Below are 21,892 nucleotides of genomic sequence, written 5' to 3' on the forward strand. Positions count from 1 at the left end.
CGAAGAGCTTGGTGCCGGGAGCGACGAGGCCACGCGGAATCTTCACCGTGACCTGATCGATACCCGCCCCGTAGAAGTTGTTCACCTCCTGGATGAGGACCGGATTCTCTGAGGGCACACCGGGCTGCGCCGTGGTCCAAGCGCCGAGGCTGCTGCCATACTGCACCGCGGGATTGAAGGAAGCTGAGTCATCGGTGCGGCGGAAGACGAAGTTCAGGTAGCTGGCGTCTACAGTGATTACCGGAGCAAGGGCGCTGGAATCCGAATCGGAAGGATCGCCGCCGATGACGAACTCAACACCATTGGGAATTCCATCGTGATCGGAGTCTGCGTTGGCACCCGCACCGGAGATTCCATTCGCACTCTCCCAAGCATTGTAGGCATTGCCGAGTGAGTAGGAGAGCTGCAGCGCATTGCCCACGACCTGCACCGACCATGAACCGGTGCCCGGGAAGGCGGTGTGATCGATGACGATCTCGCCCGCATCCAAGCCGGAGATACCGCCACTGGTGGAAACCAGCGTGAAGGTCTTGGGCGTCTCGCTAAAGTTCGCCAGCGACTCCGGGGTGATCACGATTGTGAGCGGAGACGCAGTCGTCGCTCCAATGGTGAGCGTGCCCGTCTGGATCTTGTCGTAGCCGCTACCGGCGGTGCCATTCCAGTCGGAGATCTGCCATGCGATCCGCGAACCCGCATCAAGCGAAAGACTATCGCCAAATGTCAGCGTGCCCACGCCATTGCCCGGAGCGAGTGTGCCGCTGACCGCGGAGGCGGTGGCCACCGTGCCGCTGCCGCCAAGGGTGCCCCCGGCATCCACTAACACCGGTGAGCTTGGCAAAGTGGTATTCAGGAGCAGCTTGCCACTGCGAACCGTGGTGAAGCCGCTGTAGCTCTTGGCGCCGGTAAAGGTGACTTCCTGGGCGTCGCTGCCGGTGGGGAGGCCGATGAAGACCTGGCCGCCGCCGCTGATCGCATTGCCCACCGTGAGGGCGTCCGTGCGGGTGAAGCTCAGAGTGCCCTCATTCACCACCGTAACACCACCGAGGCTACCGGCAGGGCCTGCGCCGCCTTGATTGATATCGGTATTGCCGGGGACGCCGCCGATCCGCACCGGCACACCGGTCGGGATGGTGAGAGTGCCACTCATGGTACTTTCCCCGGTGAGGATGAAGCCCATGAGGTTGTTCGTCATCGCCGCCGCCGGGTCTTCGATCGTGAGATTGCCGCTGCCCGAGATGATGCCTTGCAGCTTCATCGAGCGGTTCGTGCCGACCGAGCGGTTGATGATCTTGTTGTCCGCGCCGTTGAGCACGATGTCATTGGTCCAAGTCCAGTTGCCCTCGATCTGCGAGAGCTTTCCGCTCGTCGTCGTGTCGCCCAGGACCACATCGCCGCTACCCATGGCGGTCGCGCCGTTGCGGATGGTTTGGAACTCGGAGCCATTGGTGATTACCAGATTGCCGGAGAATCCCGCCCAAGAGCTGCCTTCACTGAAGCCGATGCCCGTGCCCGGATAACTGAAGACCGTGCCACCGCCATCGATCCGGATCTCGCCCTCGCCGCTCACAGTGCGCAGGTGCGGGCTGGTCTTGTAGTCCAGCAGGTCACTGCGATGGATCTTCAGGACCGCACCGGCACTGACCGCTACCGGCCCGCTGCCGATCTGACCGGAGGTCGCGCCATCGCCGAAGGTCAGGGATCCTTCTTCAACAAAAGTACTACCGGTGTAGGAGGTCGCCGCGGTCACAGTGGCGGTGCCCGTTCCCTGTTTGGTAAAGTCGCCGGTGCCACCAAGACTACCGCTGCCGCCGAGGGTGTAGGCCAAGGTGGAATTCGCCACCGTCACCGCGCCGGGAGTCAAGGTGCCGGTCAGGCTGACACTGCCGGTGCTCGCGCCATTCACGAATTCCACCAGATCTCCCTGCAAGTAGCTCGCGGGGCTGCCGCCGAGATTCCAATTCGTCGCACCGCCCGCTTCCCAGACACCGGTTCCACCGGTCCACTGCAGGGTGCCGCCCTTGTATTCCAACTCGACCTGCGTATCGGTCGTATTGTTCACCAGCGCGAAGCGCGAACCCGGGGCCAGCGAGAGATTCGCGAAGCCGGTGAAGCTGCCGCTGTAGTCAATGATTGGAATCCTGTCGCCGAAGTTCAGTCCACCGGTCGAAATCGCCGTGATCGTGTGGGGACCGCTCACCAGCAGACCGTCCGCCTGATTCACCACCAGTAGATCATAAACCGAGCCAGCGCGGAATTCCGAGGCACTGCCGCCGACAAGGGTTAGGGTCTTCACGAAGCCGGCACCGGCTTGGGCGGCGGTGCCCGCCGCGATCTTTGCGCCGGAGTTCACCGTCACCGCGCTGGAGGCGAGATCGCCGCCAAGTTTGAGAGTGCCGCCTTCCACCGTGGTCGCACCGCTGAGCGTGCTGATACCACTCAAGATCACCGTCCCCGCGCCGCGCTTCGCCAGCGTGCCGCTGCCGGAGATGACATTCGCCACGCTGACTGCGGCTCCCGTCCCGTAGTTGAAGACGAGCGCGCCGTCGTTGGCCACCGCATCCGCACCGATCGTGCCGATGGTGCCGCCATTGCCAATCTGCAGTGTGCCGGCAGCATTCACGGTGGTGGTGCCGGTGCGGGTGTTGTTCGCGCCGAGAATCAAGGTGCCGCCGGCGATCGTGAGATTGACGTTCGCGGAATTCGAGCCGCCGCTCTGCGTTTGCTTGCCAACCACGCCGGCCAAGGTCAGCGAGCCGATGCCATCCTTGGTGATGCTGAGTTGGCGAATGTCGGTGTTGTTCGTGCCAGTGTGGGCGAGAACCAGACCATTGAAGACCGTATCGCTCGCTTGATTGACGCTCAGCGTGACGGTGCTGGCGCCGGAGCCGGAGTCGCGGCGCAGGGCACCATAGCCGCTCAGCGAGCTCAGATTGATCGTCTTGCCACCCCATGAGCCGCTATCAAGAATCACATCCTTGGCATCGGTCGCTCCCGCTCCGGTATCGAGGCTGAAGGAAGTGCCTGCCGCTTGGGTGATCCCGGTGCGGCCGAGATAGAAGAAGCTGCCGCCAACCGCAGCGGGCGTGGTCGCCGCATTGCCGCCGCGCAGGGCCAGGGTGCCGTTGAAATTGAGAGCATTCGCGGTATTGAAGGCGGCCACCCCGAGATTGGAGGTGCCATTGGCCACCGTCAGGCGACCACTGCCACTGAGGCTGGAAAAGTTCAGGCTGTTGTTCGCCGCGCTGGTGGTGAGGGTGAGATTGTTCGCGCCCAGATTGATGGCTCCGGCGGTGAGGGTGTTGGCCCCGCCAATGCTTACGGCACCACTCGCGGCGCTCACATTGAGGCCGCCCCAGGTGAGGTTCGCGCCAAGGGTATTGGCCAAGGCGCTGGCCGCATTCCAGGTGGCAGTGTCCGCCGCCAGGGGTGGACTGCCATCGCTCCACGCGGCAGGCAGGTTCAGATTGTCCAAGGTGGTGCTGCGGAGGTCCTGTGCTTGGCCGGCACCGGTCGCAATCACAGCGAAGAGGAAGGCGTAGGATCGGGTATCCATGGAGGTATTTTTTCGAGGTTCGACGGGAACACGATCCGACGACGCGCGGCCCACGGCAACCAACCCCAAGCGGTCGGTCGGGCAGACCGGTTTGGAAAGCGCGCGGCATACCCATGCCTACTACTACCGGCCCCGTACTTGCTCGACATGCCTCGCCACGAGCGGCTCTTCGCCGGGTGCGCGGGAGCTCAGCCCCGCAGAAGCTACCGGTGCGGCACGACAGTATCTCGAGATGAAAACGTGGCTCTGCTGCGGACCTTTGCAGCAGACGGCAGTCAGGGACCATTCTGCGGGGCGGAGCCTCCGCGCTCCCGGCGAAGAGCCGCAGGTGACTCAAGGCAGCACTCTTACGCGGAAGAAGCGCTGGGTTCCCGCCTCGACCTCCAAGGAAGTCTCCGAGCCAGCAGCCCTTACCGGTCCAGCATAGTCCACCCAATTCAACAAATCCTCACTCCGCTCTACCACGTAGCTCCGACCCGGCACACTCTTCCAAGACAGCTTCCCCCCATCCAAGGAAGACGCACCAAACCTGGAAGCGCCCGACTGCGGATTCGTGCCCGCCGCATACTCCGCGCCATTCGACATCCCGTCGCCATCCGAGTCCCCTGCAGCATCATTCAGCGCCAGATTCAAGCCATTCAAGAGCTCCCACGCGTCCGGCATGCCATCTCCGTCGGCGTCCACCGCAGGATTCAGCAGCCAATCCTCCTCCACCCGTGCGAAGGTCAACTTGGTGTAGTCATCCTTCTCAAACAGAACTCCTACCGAGCGATCTGGCAGAATGCAGATCGAGGAATACGCCGCCGAGCCCGCATACAATTGCCGCGATACCGGCCACGAGGCCCCGCCGTCCGCAGAGACCCGCAGCGTGAAATTCACCCGTGAGGAACTGCTCGCGGGGTTGCCAAAGATCACCAGCTCGCGCGGATCGCCGCGATGCGTGCTGGCCCACTGGATTACGCTGCCTTGGCACACCGGATCCGGCACGGATGACAAGCGGAACAAGCTTTCCCACGTTCCATCGCGCATCGGCACCGCGCCACCCGGTGCATAGCGGATCCAGGCCCGCTGTCCGTTCGAGCCACTGGGCGTGCGCATGGAGAAGAGCAAACGGCCGTCATCGAGTTCGCAGACCGTGTTCTCATTCGTCTGCGGCGATGAGGTTGGAACGCCCGCCCCGAAGTCCCAGGTCGCCCCGTGATCGCTGCTGAAGACGGAGCAGACCCGCACCGTTCCACTGGCATCCCGATACTGGGACGGAAAAACCAAGGTGCCATTGCGCAGAGCGAGACCGTGCCCCGGCCCTTGGAAGATCAGGTGCCAATTCGGATCGTCCTTCACCGCCGCAGTCACATTGATCGGCGTGCTCCAAGTCTGGCCATTGTCCTCGCTCTTGGTCAGCACGTATTGGCCCGTTTCGCCCGGCAAGGTGCCTGCGCCCGAGCCATTGTAGGCGTGATTGCCGAAGGACCACAGCGCAGCCACCCACAGCGTGCCCGTTTGAGGATCGCGCAGAATGCAGGGATCGCCGACGCCATTGCCAGAGGAGCCAGTCACCGAGGCATCGAAATCCAGGATCACCCGTGTCGCGCTCCAAGTCGCACCACCATCGGTCGAGCGCGCATAGCCTACGTCGACGTTCGCAGGGAGGTCCCCTGAGTTATCGTAGCGATGATCATAGACTGCGTGCAGTACACCGTCCGCATCACTGACGATCCCGGGGATTCGGAAGGTGTTGATGCCTGCATCGCCGCTCTTTACCACATCCGAGAAGGCAGGGACCAGGCCCAGGGTCAGGACTCCCGGCGGATTGGCGTTCACTGGTGCCACCGTGCCGCTATGAACTCCCGAAAAGACCAGCGAGCCCCAACTCGCATCGAGAGTGCTGCCAAGTGCCGCGTATCGCCGCGGCACGACCGCCAGAGCCAAGCGATTCTCGCCATCCACCAAGGGCAGCGTGAACGTGAAGTCCAGCGTATCGCTGGCGGGAGCATTGATCGTCGCCAAGGTCGCACCGCTGTCTCGTGAGACCAGCGACACCGACTCGATCAGCGCCCGCGTCCCGGCTGCCAGCGTCGCCTGCACGCCTTGCAGGGAAGTCCCCGGCCCATCGTTTGCGATTACGCATTCCAACAAGTCATGCCGGCCAAAGCGCGCGATCTCCCGCGGTGTCTGCACGACCGTGCTTGAAAAGGGTGGCGCACCAATCGAACCCCAACGCGCATCCCAGCGCTGCTTCAACTCCGCAACCTCTCCTGCCCCCAACGCGCTGCTGTAGACCGCGACCTCGGCGATATCCGCCGCGAGCCGGGAGAAGGGCGAGCCGCCATTCGAGCCGAGGATCAAGCCGCCGAGCGGTGCGGTGCCGGCATCGGTTACGGTGGCCACTGCCACTCCGTCGATCCAATGCGTCACCGCGGTATTGCCGCTACCGTCCGGCGCAAAAGTGAAAACGTGCTGCTGCCAGGCTCCGGCCTGCCGCGGCGCGGTCGTGCTCTCCGCGCCATTCCAAGTGCCCGCCTGTGCGGTTATGCCCGCTTGCCAGTTGCCATCACGCACCTCCGCCCGGGTCCTGCCACTCGAAGTCGTGCCGTCGAAGAGGAAGCCGTTGTTAGAATCGGTCACGCGGCAGAGCAGCGCAATACTCCGCGCTCCGGTGATCGTGCCGAACTCGGTCGTGGCATTCGACCACAGGTCGTTGCTACCATCAAAGCGCATCGCCTTGCGCGGCTCGCCTGTGCCGGAACTCACTGCCCGCTGGAAGGTCTGACCGGCCACCTTGCGCGTCAGGTCCCGCAAGGCAGAGCCATTGTGCAGGTCCGCCCAACGCGTCACCGCATTTGCCGTGTCGAAGCCCATGCCATTGTCGGCGACGAACCATGCGTGCAGGTTCGCCCACGCCGGGAGCGGCTGTATCGGAAGAGAAGCCGTCGCCAGTGCCTCGGCAGCCATGCGTTCGCCGAGCAGGATCTGGCTCTCCGCATCGTAGTGCAGGCTCAGGCCATCCTGGTTGTGGATCACCAAGCCGGTGGACTCCGCATAGCCGATATCCGCGCGGGCATTCGCCAAGGCAAGCTGCCCGGCACGAGTCGTATCGCGAGCGCTACCCGTTCCCGCGATCTCACCGAAGACACCCTTCATCCCTGCTGCCGCCGGCAAGTCCGCCTGCAAGTTGGTGATGAGCTCGCTGAAGCGCGTGCCTGCCTCGCTCGCCTCCGTCGCGGTGTTGCTCTCGCCTTGCACGTAGAGCAATCCGGCAATGCGATGCGAGAGGTAGCCCGCGGGTAGATGCGCCACCGCGGCATTCACCGTGTTCACCACCTGATCGTACATGTGGTGATCCGCCGCGCTCTTTTGCCAGAAGCTATTGCCACCACCTCCGCGGGAGGCCTTCACCACCGCGAAGTTCCGGTAGCCGGCATTCCACAACATCCGCGCGAAGCCAATCTCTGGCCCCCAATGGTCGTCATTCCCCGCGTAGACACCGCCCGTCTGAGCGCCCATCACAGTCCAACCGCCGGAGGCCCCGAGCGCGGCATCGCCGGCTGCCGTACCGTCGCTACGATTGTCCCAGTAGAACGGCACCCCGCCCGCTTGTTCCGCGGGATGACTGCCGATCGCACCGTTCCGCATCCCCAAGTCGGTGGTCCCAAGCGTACCCAGCGAGTTCGACTGGCCGGTCAGCACGAAGATCTTCAGCACTTGGTTCTCGGCTACAGGTGCTTCTTCCTTCCACGACAAGCGCACATCCTCGAAGCCGATGTAGCGGGCATTGTTCTTCGCCAGCAGGCGGATCTCCAGGGGCTGGCCAAGCCGAGCGGCAAAGTCATCCGAGCGGAATTCGGCAGTGAATTCCTTGAGTAGCTTGCCGAGTTGATTGCCCGTACCGGTGGCATACATCGGCAGGGATTCCGTCATGGGCACCGATGCCAGCAGAGCGCCATTCGCGCGAATCTCCGCCGCGTAGTCGCCCGCGGCTGCGGCCGAGGAAGCCTTGAACATTGACACCTGGAGCTGGTAGCGGCGTCCCGCTTGGAGCGTCGCCGCAAGACTTTGCGTGATCCCAGTATCCGCTGGCCCCGCAATGATATAGCTGGATCCCGGCGTGCCAGTGCCGGTATCCGCTGCGCTCTCCGCAACGATCGAGTAGTCGGTCAGGCGCTTGGGAATCGCTGCGGCGTTCGGTGTGCCGGTTAGAGTCCATGATTCCGGCCCGCAGGCAGCCGTGCCACTATTGAGGAAAGCACCTTCAAAGTTGCCATTCGGCACCGGCACGCTCGTCCAGCGCGAAACCAGCGCCATGGAATCCGCAACATGGCTCGCGACATGCGCTTCACCCGCGCTGTTGGGATGCACATTGTCGTAGGTCATCGCCGCCGGGTCCCAGCCGCCCGCGAGCGGAGTCCAGTCGCTACCATCCCATGCCGGATTGGCCATCGGCACGATGCTCACGGTCGAGTTCGCATTCGTTTTCGCCGCAGCGATGGCAGGGAGCTGCGTGGCATTGTAGGCATCCACCGCCGTATTCAGCGCCACGCGGTTCGCATGCGTCGGGCCGACGTGGAGCAGTTCGCAGAGGTGGATCCGCACTGCCGGATTGTCCGCTTGCAGAAGATCGACCAGCGAGGAGACGTTCGCAGCCAGAGTGGCCGGAGTCTGTCCGGGATCATTCAGATCATTGATCCCGATCATCGTCACCACGGTGTCCGGCGTGTAACTCGCCAACCATGTCACCAGATCGCCGCTACCACGCTTGCCAGAGGAAGGACCCTCCGCGGCCCCCAGGATCTGCGAAGCCCGCCAGCCCCAGTGCCCCTCATGATCGCGGTCGAAGGCCCGCCCGCGCCATGTCGGGTAGAAAGCATTTGTCACGTCGTCCGCCGCGGTCGAGTTCGTGTAGTTGGTTGTGAGCGAGCCGACGAAATCGAAGTCCACGCCGGAATCGACCAAACGCTTGAAGAACTCCCAGCGCCAGGAGCGATTGCCGTTCTGCGCGAAGGTGTTCCCATTCACCGCATACCCGGAGCCCTGGGTGATTGAGTCACCGATCAAAGTGATCTTGCCCGGATCGGCGAAGGCCGTGACTGCGGAGAACAAAAACAACAAAAGGAAGCGCAACATGGCACGATAGGGTGAAGGAGACCCTCAGCGACGGCGGCGCAGCAGAGCGACCGCGCCTAACAGGCCAAGCATGGAGAGCGCAGGCTCCGGCACGGGCGCATAGGCCCCGGTGCTATCGAGACGGATCGAATCGATGGAGTAGTTGCCCGCGAGGCTGCTGCTGTAGTCGCCGATGAAGATCGAGCCACTCGCATTCATATTCGGATTGCCCGGCGCGATCGGTGTCGAGAGGCTGGCATTCAGCAGGGTCCCGTTGACCCAGTAGTAGTAACTGTTCGCCACGGCATCGTGGGCAATCCGGATGGTGTAGTAGTCGCCATTGCCGAAAGCAGTGCCGCTCATGAAGTCCAGATCGGTGGCGCCCGCCTCGATGCTCACGCGGTCGTCCTTCAGATAGATCGCGCTGGAGAGATTCTCGCCCGCCGGATCCGTCGCGATGCCGAACCAGCCGTTCGTGCCCTGCGTGCCGCCGGTCTTCGCCACCGTGATCTCCATGGTCCAATCCGCCGTGGTCGCATTCGCCACCGAGCGGAAGATCGCGCCGGTGAAGTCGCCGCGGTAGAGCTGGTCTGCCGCGGTGTTCGCTGCATAGCCGCCGCTCACCGTCGGAATGCCTGTATCCCACCAGTCATCGGTGGCATTCGCATCGAGATCCTGGTTGTTCGGCGCGCTATCCAGCTCATAGCGATACTGGAATAACGCGGAGTCAAGTTGCAGGGTGGCCGCGGCGTGGACCGGTAGCGCCAGGCAAACAAGAAGAAGGGCAAGCGGCTTCATCGGCCCCATCCATGCACCTCGCGCCGGCGGCATGCGACCCGCCGCATCCGGTCGGATGACAAGACCGGTTTTCCTTGTTCCGCGATTTCCCGGATCAGGTGATCATTGTGCATGCCATCGCTCTTCCGGCTTCTGTTCGTTCTGCTCTTCGCCCCACCTGCGATGGCTGGCGAGCTTGCGATCGGCCGCGCCTTCGGCAGCTCGATGGTGCTGCCGATGAATCGGTCCGTGCCAGTGCATGGCCATGCTGCGGCGGGCAGCGAGGTCAGCCTCCGCTTCGCCGGCCAGGCATTGCGCACGCAGGCTGACGCGCGCGGAAATTGGAGCATCACGCTGGCCGCCATGCCTGTCTCTGCATCGGGTCGCGAAATGCTGATCCAAGCCGGGGAAGAGAGGATCAAGCTGGAGGACATCCTCGTCGGCCGCGTCTTCCTCTGCTCCGGGCAATCGAATATGGACTTCTCGCTCTCCCGCGCGGTTGGTGGCGCCGCCGCGGCCAAAGAGGCGAAGAACCACTCCACGCTCCGACTTTTCAATCTAACAGGAGCGCCCACCGATAACCGGGCCTACGATGCGGCCACCCTCGCGAGCCTCAATACCCGCGATCATTTCCACGGCCAATGGCAGCGCCCTACTGAAGCCTCCGCGTGCGACTTCTCCGCGATCGCCTGGTGGACCGGCCTGCTGCTTCAGCGACGCGACTCGGTCCCCATCGGCCTGATCGAGAATGCCGTCGGCGGTTCCCCCACGGAGGCTTGGCTGCCGCGCGATCTCCTCCAGTCTCAGCGCGAGTATCGCGGCCTGCTCGGCAAGGACTGGCTGCAGTCAGAGATGATGAGTCCTTGGGCACGCGCACGCGCGAAGCAGAATCTTGGCAGCCACCTCGATGCCGAGCACCCCTTCCGCCCGGGCTTCCTCTTCGAGTCCGGTGTCCGCGACTTCTCGGGCTTTCCCTTCGATGGCGTGCTCTGGTATCAGGGCGAGACCAATGCCGAGCTCAATGAACCTACTTGGCACCGCCGTGTGATGACGGATCTGGTCAGCGGCTGGCGCAGCCGCCTCGGCGACAAGCGCCTGCCCTTCTACATCATCCAGCTTCCGCGCATCGGCGGCAAGGATCCCCTGCGCCGCTACTGGCCGGAGTATCGCAAGGCGCAGGCCGATGTCGCCAGGAGCCTCGACCGCGTGACCCTCATCGTCACCGAAGACCTCGGCTGGGACTCCCCGGATGTCCATCCGCCCGACAAGCTGCCGGTGGCGCGGCGCTTGGCGGCAGCGATCCCGCCACCCTGACGCGAAAGCTCGACGACAGCCCGCGCCTCCCGTGCCATCGGTGAAACGATGGCATCCGACGAGAACGAGCTCCTCCGCTGGCTTCACCGCTCCGCCCTGGCCACGGAGGAGACGGTGGACCGAGCGCGCCGCTGGCTGTGGCGCAGCACTGGCCGGAATCAGCCACAGGAGATCGCCGCCTACCACGGCTACGCGGATGCCACCGCGGTTCATCTAACAGGTAGGGTGCTGGCCCAGCGCGCCGCGGGCGGACCGCTGGATGACGACGGCTGGTGGGACAACCTCGTAAATACCTGGCGGCGCTGGGAAAGCGATGAAGTCGCGAATGTGCCCGTGACGATCGGCTTCGGTGATCAGGAGCAGACGGTGACCACTGACGAGGAGGGCTACTACCAGGCAAGCTTCCCAGCGCCCGCCGGACACCGCGATGAGCTCAGTTGGCAAAGCGCCAGCGCCGCGGTGGACTCGAAGGAAGGCATGATCCAGGCCACGCACGAAATCCTCATCCCCTCGCCCCGCGCGGCCTTCGGCATCATCAGCGATCTGGACGACACGGTCATCCACACCGGCATTACCAGCCTGCTGCTCGCGGCGAAACTCACCTTTCTGGAAAATGCCAAGACCCGCAAACCGCTCGATGGCGTCGCTGAACTCTATCAGGCACTGCAACGCGGGCTGGCACGGCAGCCGAGGAATCCCCTCTTCTACATCTCCAGCTCGCCTTGGAATCTCTACGACCTGCTGGTGGACTTCCTGCGTCTGAATGAGATCCCCGCCGGCCCTCTGATGCTCCGTGATCTCGGGATCGATGAAACGAAGTTCATCAAGGAGCAGGGACACGGTCACAAGCGGGAGAAAGCCCTGCGCCTGATTGATGCCTATCCCTCGCTACCCTTCGTCCTACTGGGCGATTCAGGCCAGCAAGACCCGGAAATCTACGCCGAAATCGCCCGATCAAGGCCGGGGCGGATCCTCGCCTGCTACATCCGCGACATCGATCCGGACTTCGATTCGGAGCGCGACACCCGTGTCCGGCGCGCCGTCGAGCTCGCCGCGGCGGCCGGTGTGCCGATGGTTCTCGCCCGCGACAGCGTTAGCATCTCCGAACACGCCCGCAGCCTCGGACTGCTACCGCCGTCTGCCTTACCAGCCGTGGCGCAGGAGGCAGCGGCCGACAAGCAACGGCCCGAGACCGGCGAGCAAGCGGTTCATGACGCACTGGAATCCCTGCTGCCCGGATAAGCTTTATAAATCTTTTATACAGAAGATTTTAGCATTTAACCTGAGATTTGCGTATTGTCGCCTCTCTCCCCTTGAAACACCGGGGTTCCTGACCTAGTTTCCGTGAATGGAGACCGTTGAGAGCCTTCGCGAGAAGTTCATGGAGAACAAGCCGGCGCCCCTGCCGCAGGAAGCCTACGAGGGGGAACAAGCACGCCGCCGTCGCAAGACCATGGCCGAGAACCACGCGATCCCCAAATGGGGCTGGGCGGTGGTCGGTGTGGCATTGGTCGTAGTGGGTGCCGCCACGATCTTCGCCTACCTCGGCAAGCAGGCTTTGGTAAACTCCATGCCGGACGTGATGCAGTGGGGCTACTACAGCGTGATCGCCCTCGCCGCACTGGTGGTCTACTTCCTGCCTGCAATCATCGCGCTGAACTACCGCGTGCGCCGCTCCGGAGCAGTCACCGTGATGAACTTGCTGCTGGGTTTCACTGGAGCCTTCATTCCGCTCCTCACCGCGGAGCATGCCGTGACGCTCTACCTGCTCCTCGGCTTCAGCTTCTTCCTGTGGATGCTTACCCTCGTGTGGTCGATCGCCGAGGCGGAGACCCGGGATCTGCACGGTCATTGAAATCAGGCATCCCTTTGCTCCTGTCGGAGTGAGAGAGACCGGACGACCGATCTGGAGCCTTTTCGCGTCAAGGGTTCATGGCTCAAGCGCGGGTATTTTACCGACCTTGGAAGGCTGGCAGCCGCAGACGACGCAGCCGCAGCCATCTTTTCCGCAGCAATTGGCGTGGCACTTGGTGATATTGACGCAGTTCATGCTGAATCGGTTCCCCCGGTCTTTCTCGTAGGACCAGCCACTCAAGCTGCGATGCGATACGTTCCCTGAGCGTTCCGGCTGGATCAGCCCGGCGGTCGAATAGTGGTTGTTATTCCCCGTTCCGAAAGGTCTGGCGGGATTTCCCAAGGGGCCCGCCATTCGCTTGTCCGCCGCCGGCGCTTCGGGTGCAGGGATCACCGTGGGAACCGCCGCCTTGGCCGCGGCAGCCGCACCCGCGGGACGAACTCTGACCGAGTCCTTCACGATGGAAAACTCAACGCCAGCTTGCCCGCCAAGATGGCGGAGTGCCTCCCAGAACGGAACCGATTTCAGGTCGAGGGTCAGCTCGTAGCGCGGCTTGAAATCCGCTGGCAGCTCGACCACGAAGGGAACCTGCAACGCATCTTGCGGTGATGCCAATGCCTTGATCTGAAGATACACAAGGGCATCCGTGAAATCAGCGTTGTGGAAACGGACCTCCGGCAGGACCCTCGCTTCGAGCTGCCGCTGCAGCGCCGGCTTGAAAATAGTTGGCTCGCCCGCCCGGGCCGGGCCGCCCAAAAGCAAACATCCGATCACGAGCCCTGGCAGGGAAGTGCTGAGCTTCGTTCCCGGAGCCTTCATGTGGAAACGTTGATGGCAGGAAGTCTTCATGGTGCGGGCTATGAGATGAATTGGAGGTTCTCATCCTGATCACGTGAGCCGGTCACAAACTGCCGCCTCATGAGAATTGAAGCGATGAGCGGGTTTTTGAATCCCATCAACTTTCACCCTGGCAGGAAGCTGCCGGAGAAGTGTCAAAAGATTGTCAAATCTGTTCAGACACGCGCTCCGCACCGCATGGACTCGCCTCGAACTCGGTCTTAAGCCCCAACCCTCTTAAACCGCGGCTTGTGCCCATCATCGGCAGAAGTCCTCTGCCGTCTGAGATAAGATCTACAGCCTTCCCGCTGCCTTGATGTCGAGGTAGCGGTTCGCGAGTGCGATCGGGAACTGCTGGGCTGGGACGTCCAGAGTCAGGATCCCGAAACCCTGGAGAGTGGCCAAGACCTCCGCGCGTTCGGCATCGTAGCGTTCGGCGGCGGCGAAGCGGAGGGCATCGCCAAAATCCTCAATCGGTTTGGTTCGGGCGTTTTCCACCGACCGCTCGCGCAGACTGGCGAGCAGCACCAGATGCTTCGAGCGCAAGAGGCGCAAGGCGGGCACGATTTCGGAGGCGTCCTCGCCGCGGAGGTTGGTCATTACCACCACCAGCGCACGGCGCTTCTGGTGGGCCAGCAGGCGCTCAGCGGCGGCAGAGAAATCGCTGGGTTCAGGCGTGGTGCGGTAGTCGAAGAGGTGATTCAGCAGCACCGACATCGAGTGCGAGCCCTTCACCGGTGGCAGCCAGCGGTTGGTGCCGCCGAAGGCTTGGACGCCGACTTGGTCACCCTGGCGGAGAGCCACGTAGGCCAGCAGCAGCATGGCGTTCAAGCAGTGGTCGAACTGCGGTAGTTCACCATCCATGGCGCGCATGCGGCGGCCGGTATCGGTGAGGAAGACGATGTTCTGATTGCGCTGCTCCTGGAACTCGCGGCTGATCAGCATCGCGCGGCGCGAGGTCGCCTTCCAATCGATCTGCGACATGGGGTCGCCCTCGCGATACTCGCGGAGCTGGTGGAAATCGCGGCTGCTGCCCGCGAAGGATTTTCGCACGATGCCCATTTGCTCCTGGCGGTGCTGCAGACTGAGAAGCGCGAAGCGGAGGACCGGCTCATAGTCCGGATAGACCTTCACTTCTTCCGGCGCGCCGACGAGGTAGCGGCGAAGCCATCCACCTAACAGCGACCAGCGGCGCACGTGGACTTGCCCGAAGGTCGAGATTCCACGCTCAATGATCCGCACCGCATGAGTCACCCGCGCCTTGCCCTGCGGTGCGATCGTGCCGCTCCACGGCATCGACTCGGCCTCGGCACCGGCAGGTACGCCATCGAAGATCTCCACCCGAGCGGGCACGCCGCCGGTATTGCGGATTTCGAGGCGCACATCCGACTTCTCCCCGACCGCAAAGCGCCCGGGCAGGCGGCGGCTGATCTCCACTTTCTTGAGCAGTAGCAGGACGATGGCATCCAGTAGGGCCACGGCTCCGAGCACGCTGCCACTGATCCACCAAGCCTTGGCAAGATCATGCCAGACCGAGGCAGCCAGCCCGAAGAGGGCCCAGGCCACCACGATCCATAGCGTTCTACCCGTCGGACTCATTACTGCCTCGGTGCGGGCACGGACTCGACGATGATCTTGAGCACCTCGTCCATCGATTGGCCGCCCATGGCGACTTCCGGGGCGAGTTGGACGCGGTGGCGGAGGACCGGCAGGGAGGCTGCCTTGATGTCGTCCGGGATCACATAGTGGCGGCCGTACATGAGTGCGATGGCCTTGCCGATGCGCACCAAAGCGATCGCACCGCGGGTGCCGGCACCGAGCCACACAGTCTTCGCTTCGCGCGTGGCCTGGACGATCGCCACGGCGTAGTCGACCACCTCACGGACCACTTGGACCGCTGCGGTGGCAGCTTGGGCACGGACTACATCTTCCGGCGTGGCCACAACCTGCAACACCTTGGTGGCGTTGTCGCCCGGCGCTTCGGCAGCGGCACGCGCCACGATCTCCGACTCCGAAGTCTTGTCCGGATAGTCGATGAGGATCTTCATCAGGAAGCGGTCGAGCTGAGCTTCCGGAAGTGGATAGGTGCCTTCGTGTTCCACCGGGTTCTGCGTGGCCAAGGTCATGAAGGGCGGCGAGAGACTCAGGGTCTCACCATCGATCGTGACCTGGCGCTCCTGCATCACTTCCAGCAGCGCGGCCTGGGTCTTGGCCGGGGCGCGGTTGATTTCGTCCGCCAGCAAAAGATTACAGAAGACCGGCCCGCGGCGGAGCTGGAAGGTCTGGCTCTTCATGTCGAAGAGGCGGAAGCCAGTCACGTCCGAAGGCATCAGATCAGGCGTGAACTGGATGCGGCCGAAAATCCCGCCGAAGGCCCGTGCGAGGCCGAGCACCAGTTGGGTCTTGCCGAGACCAGGCTTGCCTTCAAGCAAGACGTGGCCGCCTGCCAACAAGCCGGCCAGCACTTGGCTAACAACTTCACGCTGACCCAGCACGGCATGCTCCACCTGGGCGCGCAGGCGGGCTACCAGTGCCGAGGCATCCGGCGCTTGCGGCTGCGGCTGGTCCGCCTGGAAGTGCTCCGGCACGGCGGCCGGTGGCTGGTCCACCGGAGGAGGTGGTGGTTGATACATCGCATCTTCAGTCATGAGAGGGATAGGTGGATCTTCTGCAAATCGGCGATCACACGGGTGAAGGTCCCGGCATCCGGCGGACGCTCCTGAGTCATCGCGCGCTCGGCGCGCTCACGGCCGATGCCGGAGCGTTCGCCGATCCACTCGAAGAGATCGATCCCGCGCTGCGCGGCGGCGGAGTGGCGTTGCGCCCGTTCAATAATCAATTCACGCAACGGGCGCAGCATCGCCGAGCCGCGGTCGAGCCGCCATTGGAAATCGCCCAGCGCTTCGAGGTGGTGATCGTAGTCGCGCAGGTTTGAGCGCGCTTCCTCGCGGCGCAGCGGGCCGAAGCGCGGCATGTTCTTCCACAACCAGACAAGGGTGAGGGCAAACAAGCCGATCAGAGCCGGCCAAGCATTCCGCCACAGAAGATTCCAGAGTGAGAGCGCGGCATCCCGTACCACGATGATGCGCCCCTCATTCGGCGATTGCTCCGCCAGGGCCAGCAGCAGCGCCGCGTGTTCATGATCGGCGATGTAGCGGTTCCGGAAAGGCCGGGCATCGGTCATCACGCTGATCAGTCCCTCACCGTAGGCACACTGACCAAACAGCCCCGCCGGCCCCTTGAATGCCGAGACCGTGGCAAAGGACTCCGCGAAGACCTGATAGGTTTCCTCACCCGTCTTCAGTTCTTCCGCCGTCTGCTTCTTGTCCGTGGACTCACCGAGCTCAAGCCGCATCGCGGTCAGCCACTTCTTCAGCGGTGCCGGCACCACCTCTTCATCCTCGTCCCGGTAGCGGGAGTGGAATTGTGACCAGTCGTCGATGTAGGATTCGGCATTCTCCACCAGGCAGACCAAGTGGCCGCCGTTCGACACCCAGGTGGCAACCTCACGCACGTAGGTCTCCGTCGAGAGCACCGAGCCCGGAACGATCAACATCGAGGCATCGTGATCCAAGTCCGGCCAGCCCGGCTCGCTTTCGACCGTGTAGCCGTAGCGCTCCAAGAAGCGCTCCGCAGCAAGGTAGGCATCCAGCCGGGCCTTCCCCTTGTAGCCGATCTCACGGATGATGGTCTGGTGGGAGCCACAGCCGGCAAGCAAAAGACCCAGGAAGCAGGCGAGCCAATGCCAGCGTTTCATGCCGACCTCCTTTCTGAAAAGGGCCAGCGCGCACAGAGCTCGCGAATCGTCTCATCCGCCGGAACGGTGCGCCCGTAGGCAAGGCGCATCCATGCCTCGGTAAGCCCGCCGAAATAGGGCGCGTGCGGGGCGGCCTCCGCGGCCACCCGGCGCATGCAATCGCTCTCGGTGTCCGACTCCGAGATCTCAACCTTGCCAGCTTCGATCAGGCGCGAGATCGCGCCGCGATAAAGCAGGCTCATCGCCTCCTGGCGGCGGCCCACGCGCCACAACTCCAACGCCGCAGCCGGAATATCCGGCGGCAGGGTCTCGGGGGCCACATCCATGCCCATCACCACCCGTGCCGGCGGCGGGCGGAGGCGCCCTCCAGAGTCCACGGACCTGCCCCGGAGGAGATGGCGATAGCGCCAAATCAAGCTCACCACAAAAGCGATGGCAGCGGCGAGGACGAGATAGAGAACGATCTGCCCCAAGACGCCCAGCCACGAGAGATCGGCACCACCGCCGCCCGAAGGCTTGGGAGCATCAGGTGCCCGTTCCTCGACCTTGTGGATGGTGAAGTCCTCATGGGACTTCACGCTGTCGATGGTTTCCTTCGGAGTGGTTGCCGCGTCCGCAGCGGGCACCGAGAACATGATCAGAATCACCGCCAGCAAGGCGCTGCTCGCACCCCGCAGCCGGTTCGCCAGACGGCGGAAAGCCAGTTCAACATCCCAGCCCTCGATCCACGTACGATGGTTCACGTAAATGCCGAAGCCCGCACCCGTGGAAAAAACATCCACCAGCGACATGGACAAGAGGCAGGACAGGGTGATCGACCACATCAAGGTCCCGGGCAGGTCCAGCCAGGAGCCATCCCAGCTGTCGAGTGCGATCCACCATTCCTCGCCGGTCTGGTGGGGCAGGAAGAGCACTCCGGTGCCGAAGATTGCCGCCGCCAGCCAGATCGTCAGGGCGACGCGCCATAGGGCCAGCGCCACCACCGTGGCGTCACCGCGGCGCAGCAGCAGACGCACACGCTGGGCATAGTCCTTGCCGCGCAGTCCTTCCAGATCCTCCACTGCCATCGTCAGCGGCCGCCAGGGCGAGAGCCGCGCCCAGATCATGCGGAAAAAGAAACGCCGGAAGATCGCCCGCGGCCACTCGCGGAAGGTCGCCTTCCACGAAGGCAACTCGCCAAAGAGGTGGCGGCTGACCACGAACAGCACCATCCGCGAACCGATCGGCACAAACCACAGGCAGACCAGCAGTAGCAGGATCGGCGTGTCGTGAAGAAAAACGAAACTGAGCACGACCACCGGCAGCATGCCGAGCCACCAGCAGACGAAGAGGCGCCAGAAATCGCGCCGTGCCAACGCCAGGCCGAGATCCACGGCCTCCCAATCGCTGCGCGGACGGAGTTCCGCCGTCACATCTTCAAGCCGCACGGGTCCCCCTTCCCATCAGCAGGAAATAGGCGAAGCAGAGCACCCAGCCGGCGATGCCGACGCCATACTTGATGCCCACCGGTATCGGCTCCGCCGACCAGAAGCCCTCGAAGACGGCGGCCAACGCGGTCATCGCTCCGGCACCGTAGATCAGCGGCAGAGCCTGTTTCGCGGCTTCCCCCATCGCCCGGCCACGTGGCAAGCGTCCCGGTTTGAGCACTCCCATGCCAAGGCGCATTCCGGCCATGCCAGCCACGACCATCCCCAGCAGCTCATAGGAGGAGTGGCCGGCGACGAAGCTCCAGAAGGCCTCTGGATTGCAGGCATAGTTCGCATAGCCGGCGGACGCACCGATCTGGATGCCATTGAAGACCAGGAAGAAGATTGTGCCCAGACAGGCCACGATGCCGCCGGCGAAGATCTGGAAGTCGATCCCCACGTTGTTCTTGATGTAGAAGGCAAACATCCGGAAGTCGGAGCCGAACTCGCTGCGCAAATGGCTGAGCTGCTGGTCGCCCCCATACATGGACTCCATGCGCGACATCCCGTCTGGCCCAAGGGTCGCCCGAATCCAATCGATATCCAGATAGGCGGAGGCCATCATCCCGAAGAAAGGGATCCAGAACAGCGCGCTGCAAAGCCAGAACATGCGCCACTCCGCACGCACTGCCTGGGGGAAGCCTGCCAGGAAGAAGCGCACGACCGCCTCCCAGCCACGCTGGCGGGTCCGGTAGAGCTGCTTGTAGCCGCGGATCACCAGCGAGTTCAGCCGGTCGATCAACTGGCTGGGGTACATCCGGTGACGGGCCAGCGCGAGATCCGCGCAGGCTTCGCGGAAGCGCTTGGGCAGGGTTTCCACCCCAGGCTCGGGTTTGCCCTTCTCGGCTCCCGTAAGCAGGCGGTCGAGCTCGACCCACTCCGCGGCGCGGCGTTCTTCAAAGGATCCGGGGCTCATCGTTTTTCCTGCAGCCAGTGTGCAATCGCCATCATCCGTGAAACGCCGGTGGCGCCTTTTCCGCCGGTCAATTCGCTGGCGTGATCGGAGATTTCCGCCCGCCTCCCCTCAGACCACAAGCCGGCCCGCTCGCGGAAGGCAACCACTGCGCGGATTTCCTCCGGCCGCAAGGGCACCGTGGGGCGGGCCGCAGCCATCGGCGGCGGAGCTGGCACCGACGGTTCCGGGATCACCTTGTCATAGACCACCACCGTGCCGGCGGCGAGATCACCCAAACGCTGGAAACGCTTGGTAGCGAGGCAGCAAGCCAAGCCAAAACCCATCGTGGGCATACCCATGATCCCGGCACCGAGATAGGGCATCCCGTCCGCCACCCGCAGGAAACAGCGGACCACCGCTTGAGAGAAAGTAATGGGAGCCCCGGAGGTTTGCACCACCCGCAGACCCATCGCCCGCTTGCCGGGAGTCGCCCCCCAGCGGCTGGCCTCGAAGAAAACCGGAAACCACCACCAGGTGAAGAAGGAGGCCAGCTTCAGTATCCCGTCCGCCACGTTGCCGCCCGGTCCCATCATCCCGAGAATCCCTAGGATCATGGCCGCCACGATCAGTATTACCAACTGGAGGCCGGTATCGATCAACAAGGCCATCCCGCGGAGCAGCGGCCCCGCAATCCGCAGACGCACTTCCACGCCTTCCGCCAATTCGATGGCCTGCAACGTATCGATCCGTCCCGCGCTTTCCTCCATGGTTTGGAAATCGCCCTGAAGCTACCCGCTGGGGGGATGGCGTAAAGCTGGTTTTCAGGGGGCGCTTTGCGGGGCCCTAATCTTTGTAGATATCACCACGCGGACCGATGGCATCCACGTAGAGCACCTCGTCGATCTCGATGACCGTCACCTGCAAAATGGCGCGGTAGCTGCCGATCCGGAGGCGGGACCATCCGGCCATCCCGCCGCTCATCTGCTTGATGTGGGGATGGTCCGCGATATTGGCGAGTCCCGCGACTTCCCGCAGGGCGTCGCGCACTTGGACCACCCGATCTCGTGGCATGCGGCTCAAATAGCGGGCGGCGCGGCGGTGAAAGACGATCGACCGCATCAGATGCCCAGCTCCTTCTCCAGATCCTCCAAGGCAATGAAGTTCTCAGTCCGCCCCGCCTCACGATCGGCCTTGGCCTCGCGGATCGAGTCCTTTTCATCGGGAGTCAGATCGAGGCCGTGGGTCTCGATGAGGTCGATAAATTCCTCGTAAGGAATCACGACCTCAAGCGGCTTGCCGTCGCGGTCATACCGGACACTTTTTTGCAGGATGGCTTCCGCAGTCATGCCCCCAAGGTAACGGCTCGCCGGGTTTTTGCGAGCCTAGGTTTGCCGACAAACTCGAACCTTGCAGGAGCAGGAATGAACCTCAGGAATTGTTTGTTCCATGAAACCAGAACCCACCGCCATCTGGGGCGTCCCAGCTTACCTTCCCTACGTGCAGCCCGAACTGACTGACGAGGCCATCGCGGAGGTGGAACGCAAAATCGGCTACCGCTTGCCGGAGGCCTATCTGGCCTTGCTGCGGGTCCAGAATGGCGGCTACATCCGCCTCGGATTGCCGGATCAAGTCCACGACGTCATCGCGGGCATCGGCCCGCACTACCCGGCCCTGGAAGCACCGGACTGGGATGAGGTCCGTGAATATGTCAGTTTTCCCCTGGACGGGCTGGTGCCCTTCGATGGCGACGGCCACTGGCATCTTTGCTTGGACTACCGGGAAAACCCCGACTCTCCCAAGGTCACCTTGGCCGATGTCGAATGCGATCACGAAACTCCGATTGCTGATTCCTTCGAGGAATACCTGAGCCTTCTCACGGAGGACATGGAGGGAGACGAACTGGTACTCCCGGAAGTCCAAAACATCACGGCCCTCCTGGAGAAGCTTGGGCGCCACCTCGGGGTGACCTTCGAGGATCAGGGTGCATGGGGAAACGGCTATCCCGTGTATCGCGCCACGAGCAAGCAACTCCAAGAGCCAAACTGGATTTGGATTAGTCCCAATACCGTGTCTCGGGGCTTTGTCCGCGAGAACGATGAACGCTATGAGGAGGTCCGGGACTACTTGCCCGGCCAAGCGGATCGCTATCCCGACCTGCCGCCTGACAGCTATATCGTAAGTGCCACGGCGGGATGGGACGGGGCGATCTTGAGGGCATCCCGCGAACTGGAAATCCCTGCCCGGCCGTTTGACGAGTATCGTTAGGACTTGGCGACGGCTCACTCCCCGCCTTGTCGAAGACGCTGCGCTTGGTGCCCCTTGGTCAAATTCAAGCCAC

General features: G+C 63.3%; 16 protein-coding genes. 4 read left to right on the plus strand and 12 right to left on the minus strand.

Annotated features, from left to right (window positions below):
• The 3 genes from BV071_RS09185 to BV071_RS09195 form a co-directional block, all read right to left on the minus strand.
• Positions 1-3,553: autotransporter-associated beta strand repeat-containing protein (locus tag BV071_RS09185; protein ID WP_035605406.1), on the minus strand; the 3,553-nt coding region annotated here is incomplete at its 3' end.
• A gap of 333 nt (positions 3,554-3,886) precedes the next feature.
• Positions 3,887-8,674 carry an exo-alpha-sialidase gene (locus BV071_RS32745; protein ID WP_081885888.1) on the minus strand — a complete coding sequence of 1,596 codons (4,788 nt, stop codon included), beginning with the start codon at positions 8,672-8,674 and terminating at the stop codon, positions 3,887-3,889.
• A 24-nt stretch (positions 8,675-8,698) separates the two neighbouring features.
• Positions 8,699-9,451 carry a hypothetical protein gene (locus tag BV071_RS09195; RefSeq protein ID WP_265594253.1) on the minus strand — a complete coding sequence of 251 codons (753 nt, stop codon included), beginning with the start codon at positions 9,449-9,451 and terminating at the stop codon, positions 8,699-8,701.
• A 111-nt stretch (positions 9,452-9,562) separates the two neighbouring features.
• Between BV071_RS09195 and BV071_RS09200 the strand changes: the two genes are divergently transcribed.
• The 3 genes from BV071_RS09200 to BV071_RS09210 all read left to right on the plus strand — a co-directional run bounded on the left by BV071_RS09200 (position 9,563) and on the right by BV071_RS09210 (position 12,599).
• A complete protein-coding gene (locus tag BV071_RS09200; RefSeq protein ID WP_035605410.1) occupies positions 9,563-10,744 on the plus strand; it encodes a sialate O-acetylesterase in 1,182 nt (393 codons plus the stop codon).
• A gap of 48 nt (positions 10,745-10,792) precedes the next feature.
• Positions 10,793-11,986, plus strand: coding sequence for a phosphatase domain-containing protein (locus tag BV071_RS09205; protein WP_052573094.1), 1,194 nt, complete (start codon positions 10,793-10,795; stop codon positions 11,984-11,986).
• A 106-nt stretch (positions 11,987-12,092) separates the two neighbouring features.
• Complete coding sequence (locus BV071_RS09210) at positions 12,093-12,599, plus strand: superinfection immunity protein (RefSeq protein ID WP_035605413.1); 507 nt, start codon at positions 12,093-12,095, stop codon at positions 12,597-12,599.
• Positions 12,600-12,674: 75 nt separating this feature from the next.
• Here BV071_RS09210 and BV071_RS09215 read toward each other — a convergent pair whose 3' ends face one another.
• From BV071_RS09215 to BV071_RS09255, 9 genes are all read right to left on the minus strand, one after another.
• A complete protein-coding gene (locus tag BV071_RS09215; protein ID WP_035605415.1) occupies positions 12,675-13,448 on the minus strand; it encodes a hypothetical protein in 774 nt (257 codons plus the stop codon).
• A gap of 282 nt (positions 13,449-13,730) precedes the next feature.
• Complete coding sequence (locus tag BV071_RS09220) at positions 13,731-15,035, minus strand: DUF58 domain-containing protein (RefSeq protein WP_035605418.1); 1,305 nt, start codon at positions 15,033-15,035, stop codon at positions 13,731-13,733.
• Complete coding sequence (locus BV071_RS09225) at positions 15,035-16,084, minus strand: MoxR family ATPase (RefSeq protein ID WP_035605421.1); 1,050 nt, start codon at positions 16,082-16,084, stop codon at positions 15,035-15,037. The genes BV071_RS09220 and BV071_RS09225 overlap by 1 nt, the downstream gene beginning before the upstream one ends.
• Positions 16,081-17,193 (minus strand): DUF4350 domain-containing protein, encoded by a 1,113-nt coding sequence (locus BV071_RS09230; protein ID WP_035605424.1) that lies wholly within the window; start codon positions 17,191-17,193, stop codon positions 16,081-16,083. The genes BV071_RS09225 and BV071_RS09230 overlap by 4 nt, the downstream gene beginning before the upstream one ends.
• Positions 17,190-18,620: a DUF4129 domain-containing protein gene (locus tag BV071_RS09235; RefSeq protein WP_035605426.1), complete on the minus strand. Its 1,431-nt coding sequence runs from the start codon at positions 18,618-18,620 to the stop codon at positions 17,190-17,192. Before BV071_RS09235 ends, BV071_RS09230 begins: the two co-directional genes overlap by 4 nt.
• Positions 18,610-19,575: a stage II sporulation protein M gene (locus tag BV071_RS09240; protein ID WP_035605430.1), complete on the minus strand. Its 966-nt coding sequence runs from the start codon at positions 19,573-19,575 to the stop codon at positions 18,610-18,612. The genes BV071_RS09235 and BV071_RS09240 overlap by 11 nt, the downstream gene beginning before the upstream one ends.
• Positions 19,572-20,321 carry an RDD family protein gene (locus tag BV071_RS09245; protein ID WP_035605433.1) on the minus strand — a complete coding sequence of 250 codons (750 nt, stop codon included), beginning with the start codon at positions 20,319-20,321 and terminating at the stop codon, positions 19,572-19,574. The genes BV071_RS09240 and BV071_RS09245 overlap by 4 nt, the downstream gene beginning before the upstream one ends.
• 76 nt (positions 20,322-20,397) lie before the next feature.
• Positions 20,398-20,625: a hypothetical protein gene (locus BV071_RS09250; protein ID WP_265594254.1), complete on the minus strand. Its 228-nt coding sequence runs from the start codon at positions 20,623-20,625 to the stop codon at positions 20,398-20,400.
• 47 nt (positions 20,626-20,672) lie between these two features.
• Positions 20,673-20,900, minus strand: a complete 228-nt coding sequence (locus BV071_RS09255; protein WP_035605439.1) for a hypothetical protein — start codon at positions 20,898-20,900, stop codon at positions 20,673-20,675.
• 100 nt (positions 20,901-21,000) lie between these two features.
• On the opposite strand from BV071_RS09255, the gene BV071_RS32750 reads away from it, so the two are divergent.
• Positions 21,001-21,819 (plus strand): SMI1/KNR4 family protein, encoded by an 819-nt coding sequence (locus BV071_RS32750; RefSeq protein WP_052573096.1) that lies wholly within the window; start codon positions 21,001-21,003, stop codon positions 21,817-21,819.
• Positions 21,820-21,892: the final 73 nt, after the last annotated feature.

Source organism: Haloferula sp. BvORR071 (assembly GCF_000739615.1).
In the GTDB taxonomy this organism is placed as follows: domain Bacteria; phylum Verrucomicrobiota; class Verrucomicrobiia; order Verrucomicrobiales; family Akkermansiaceae; genus Haloferula.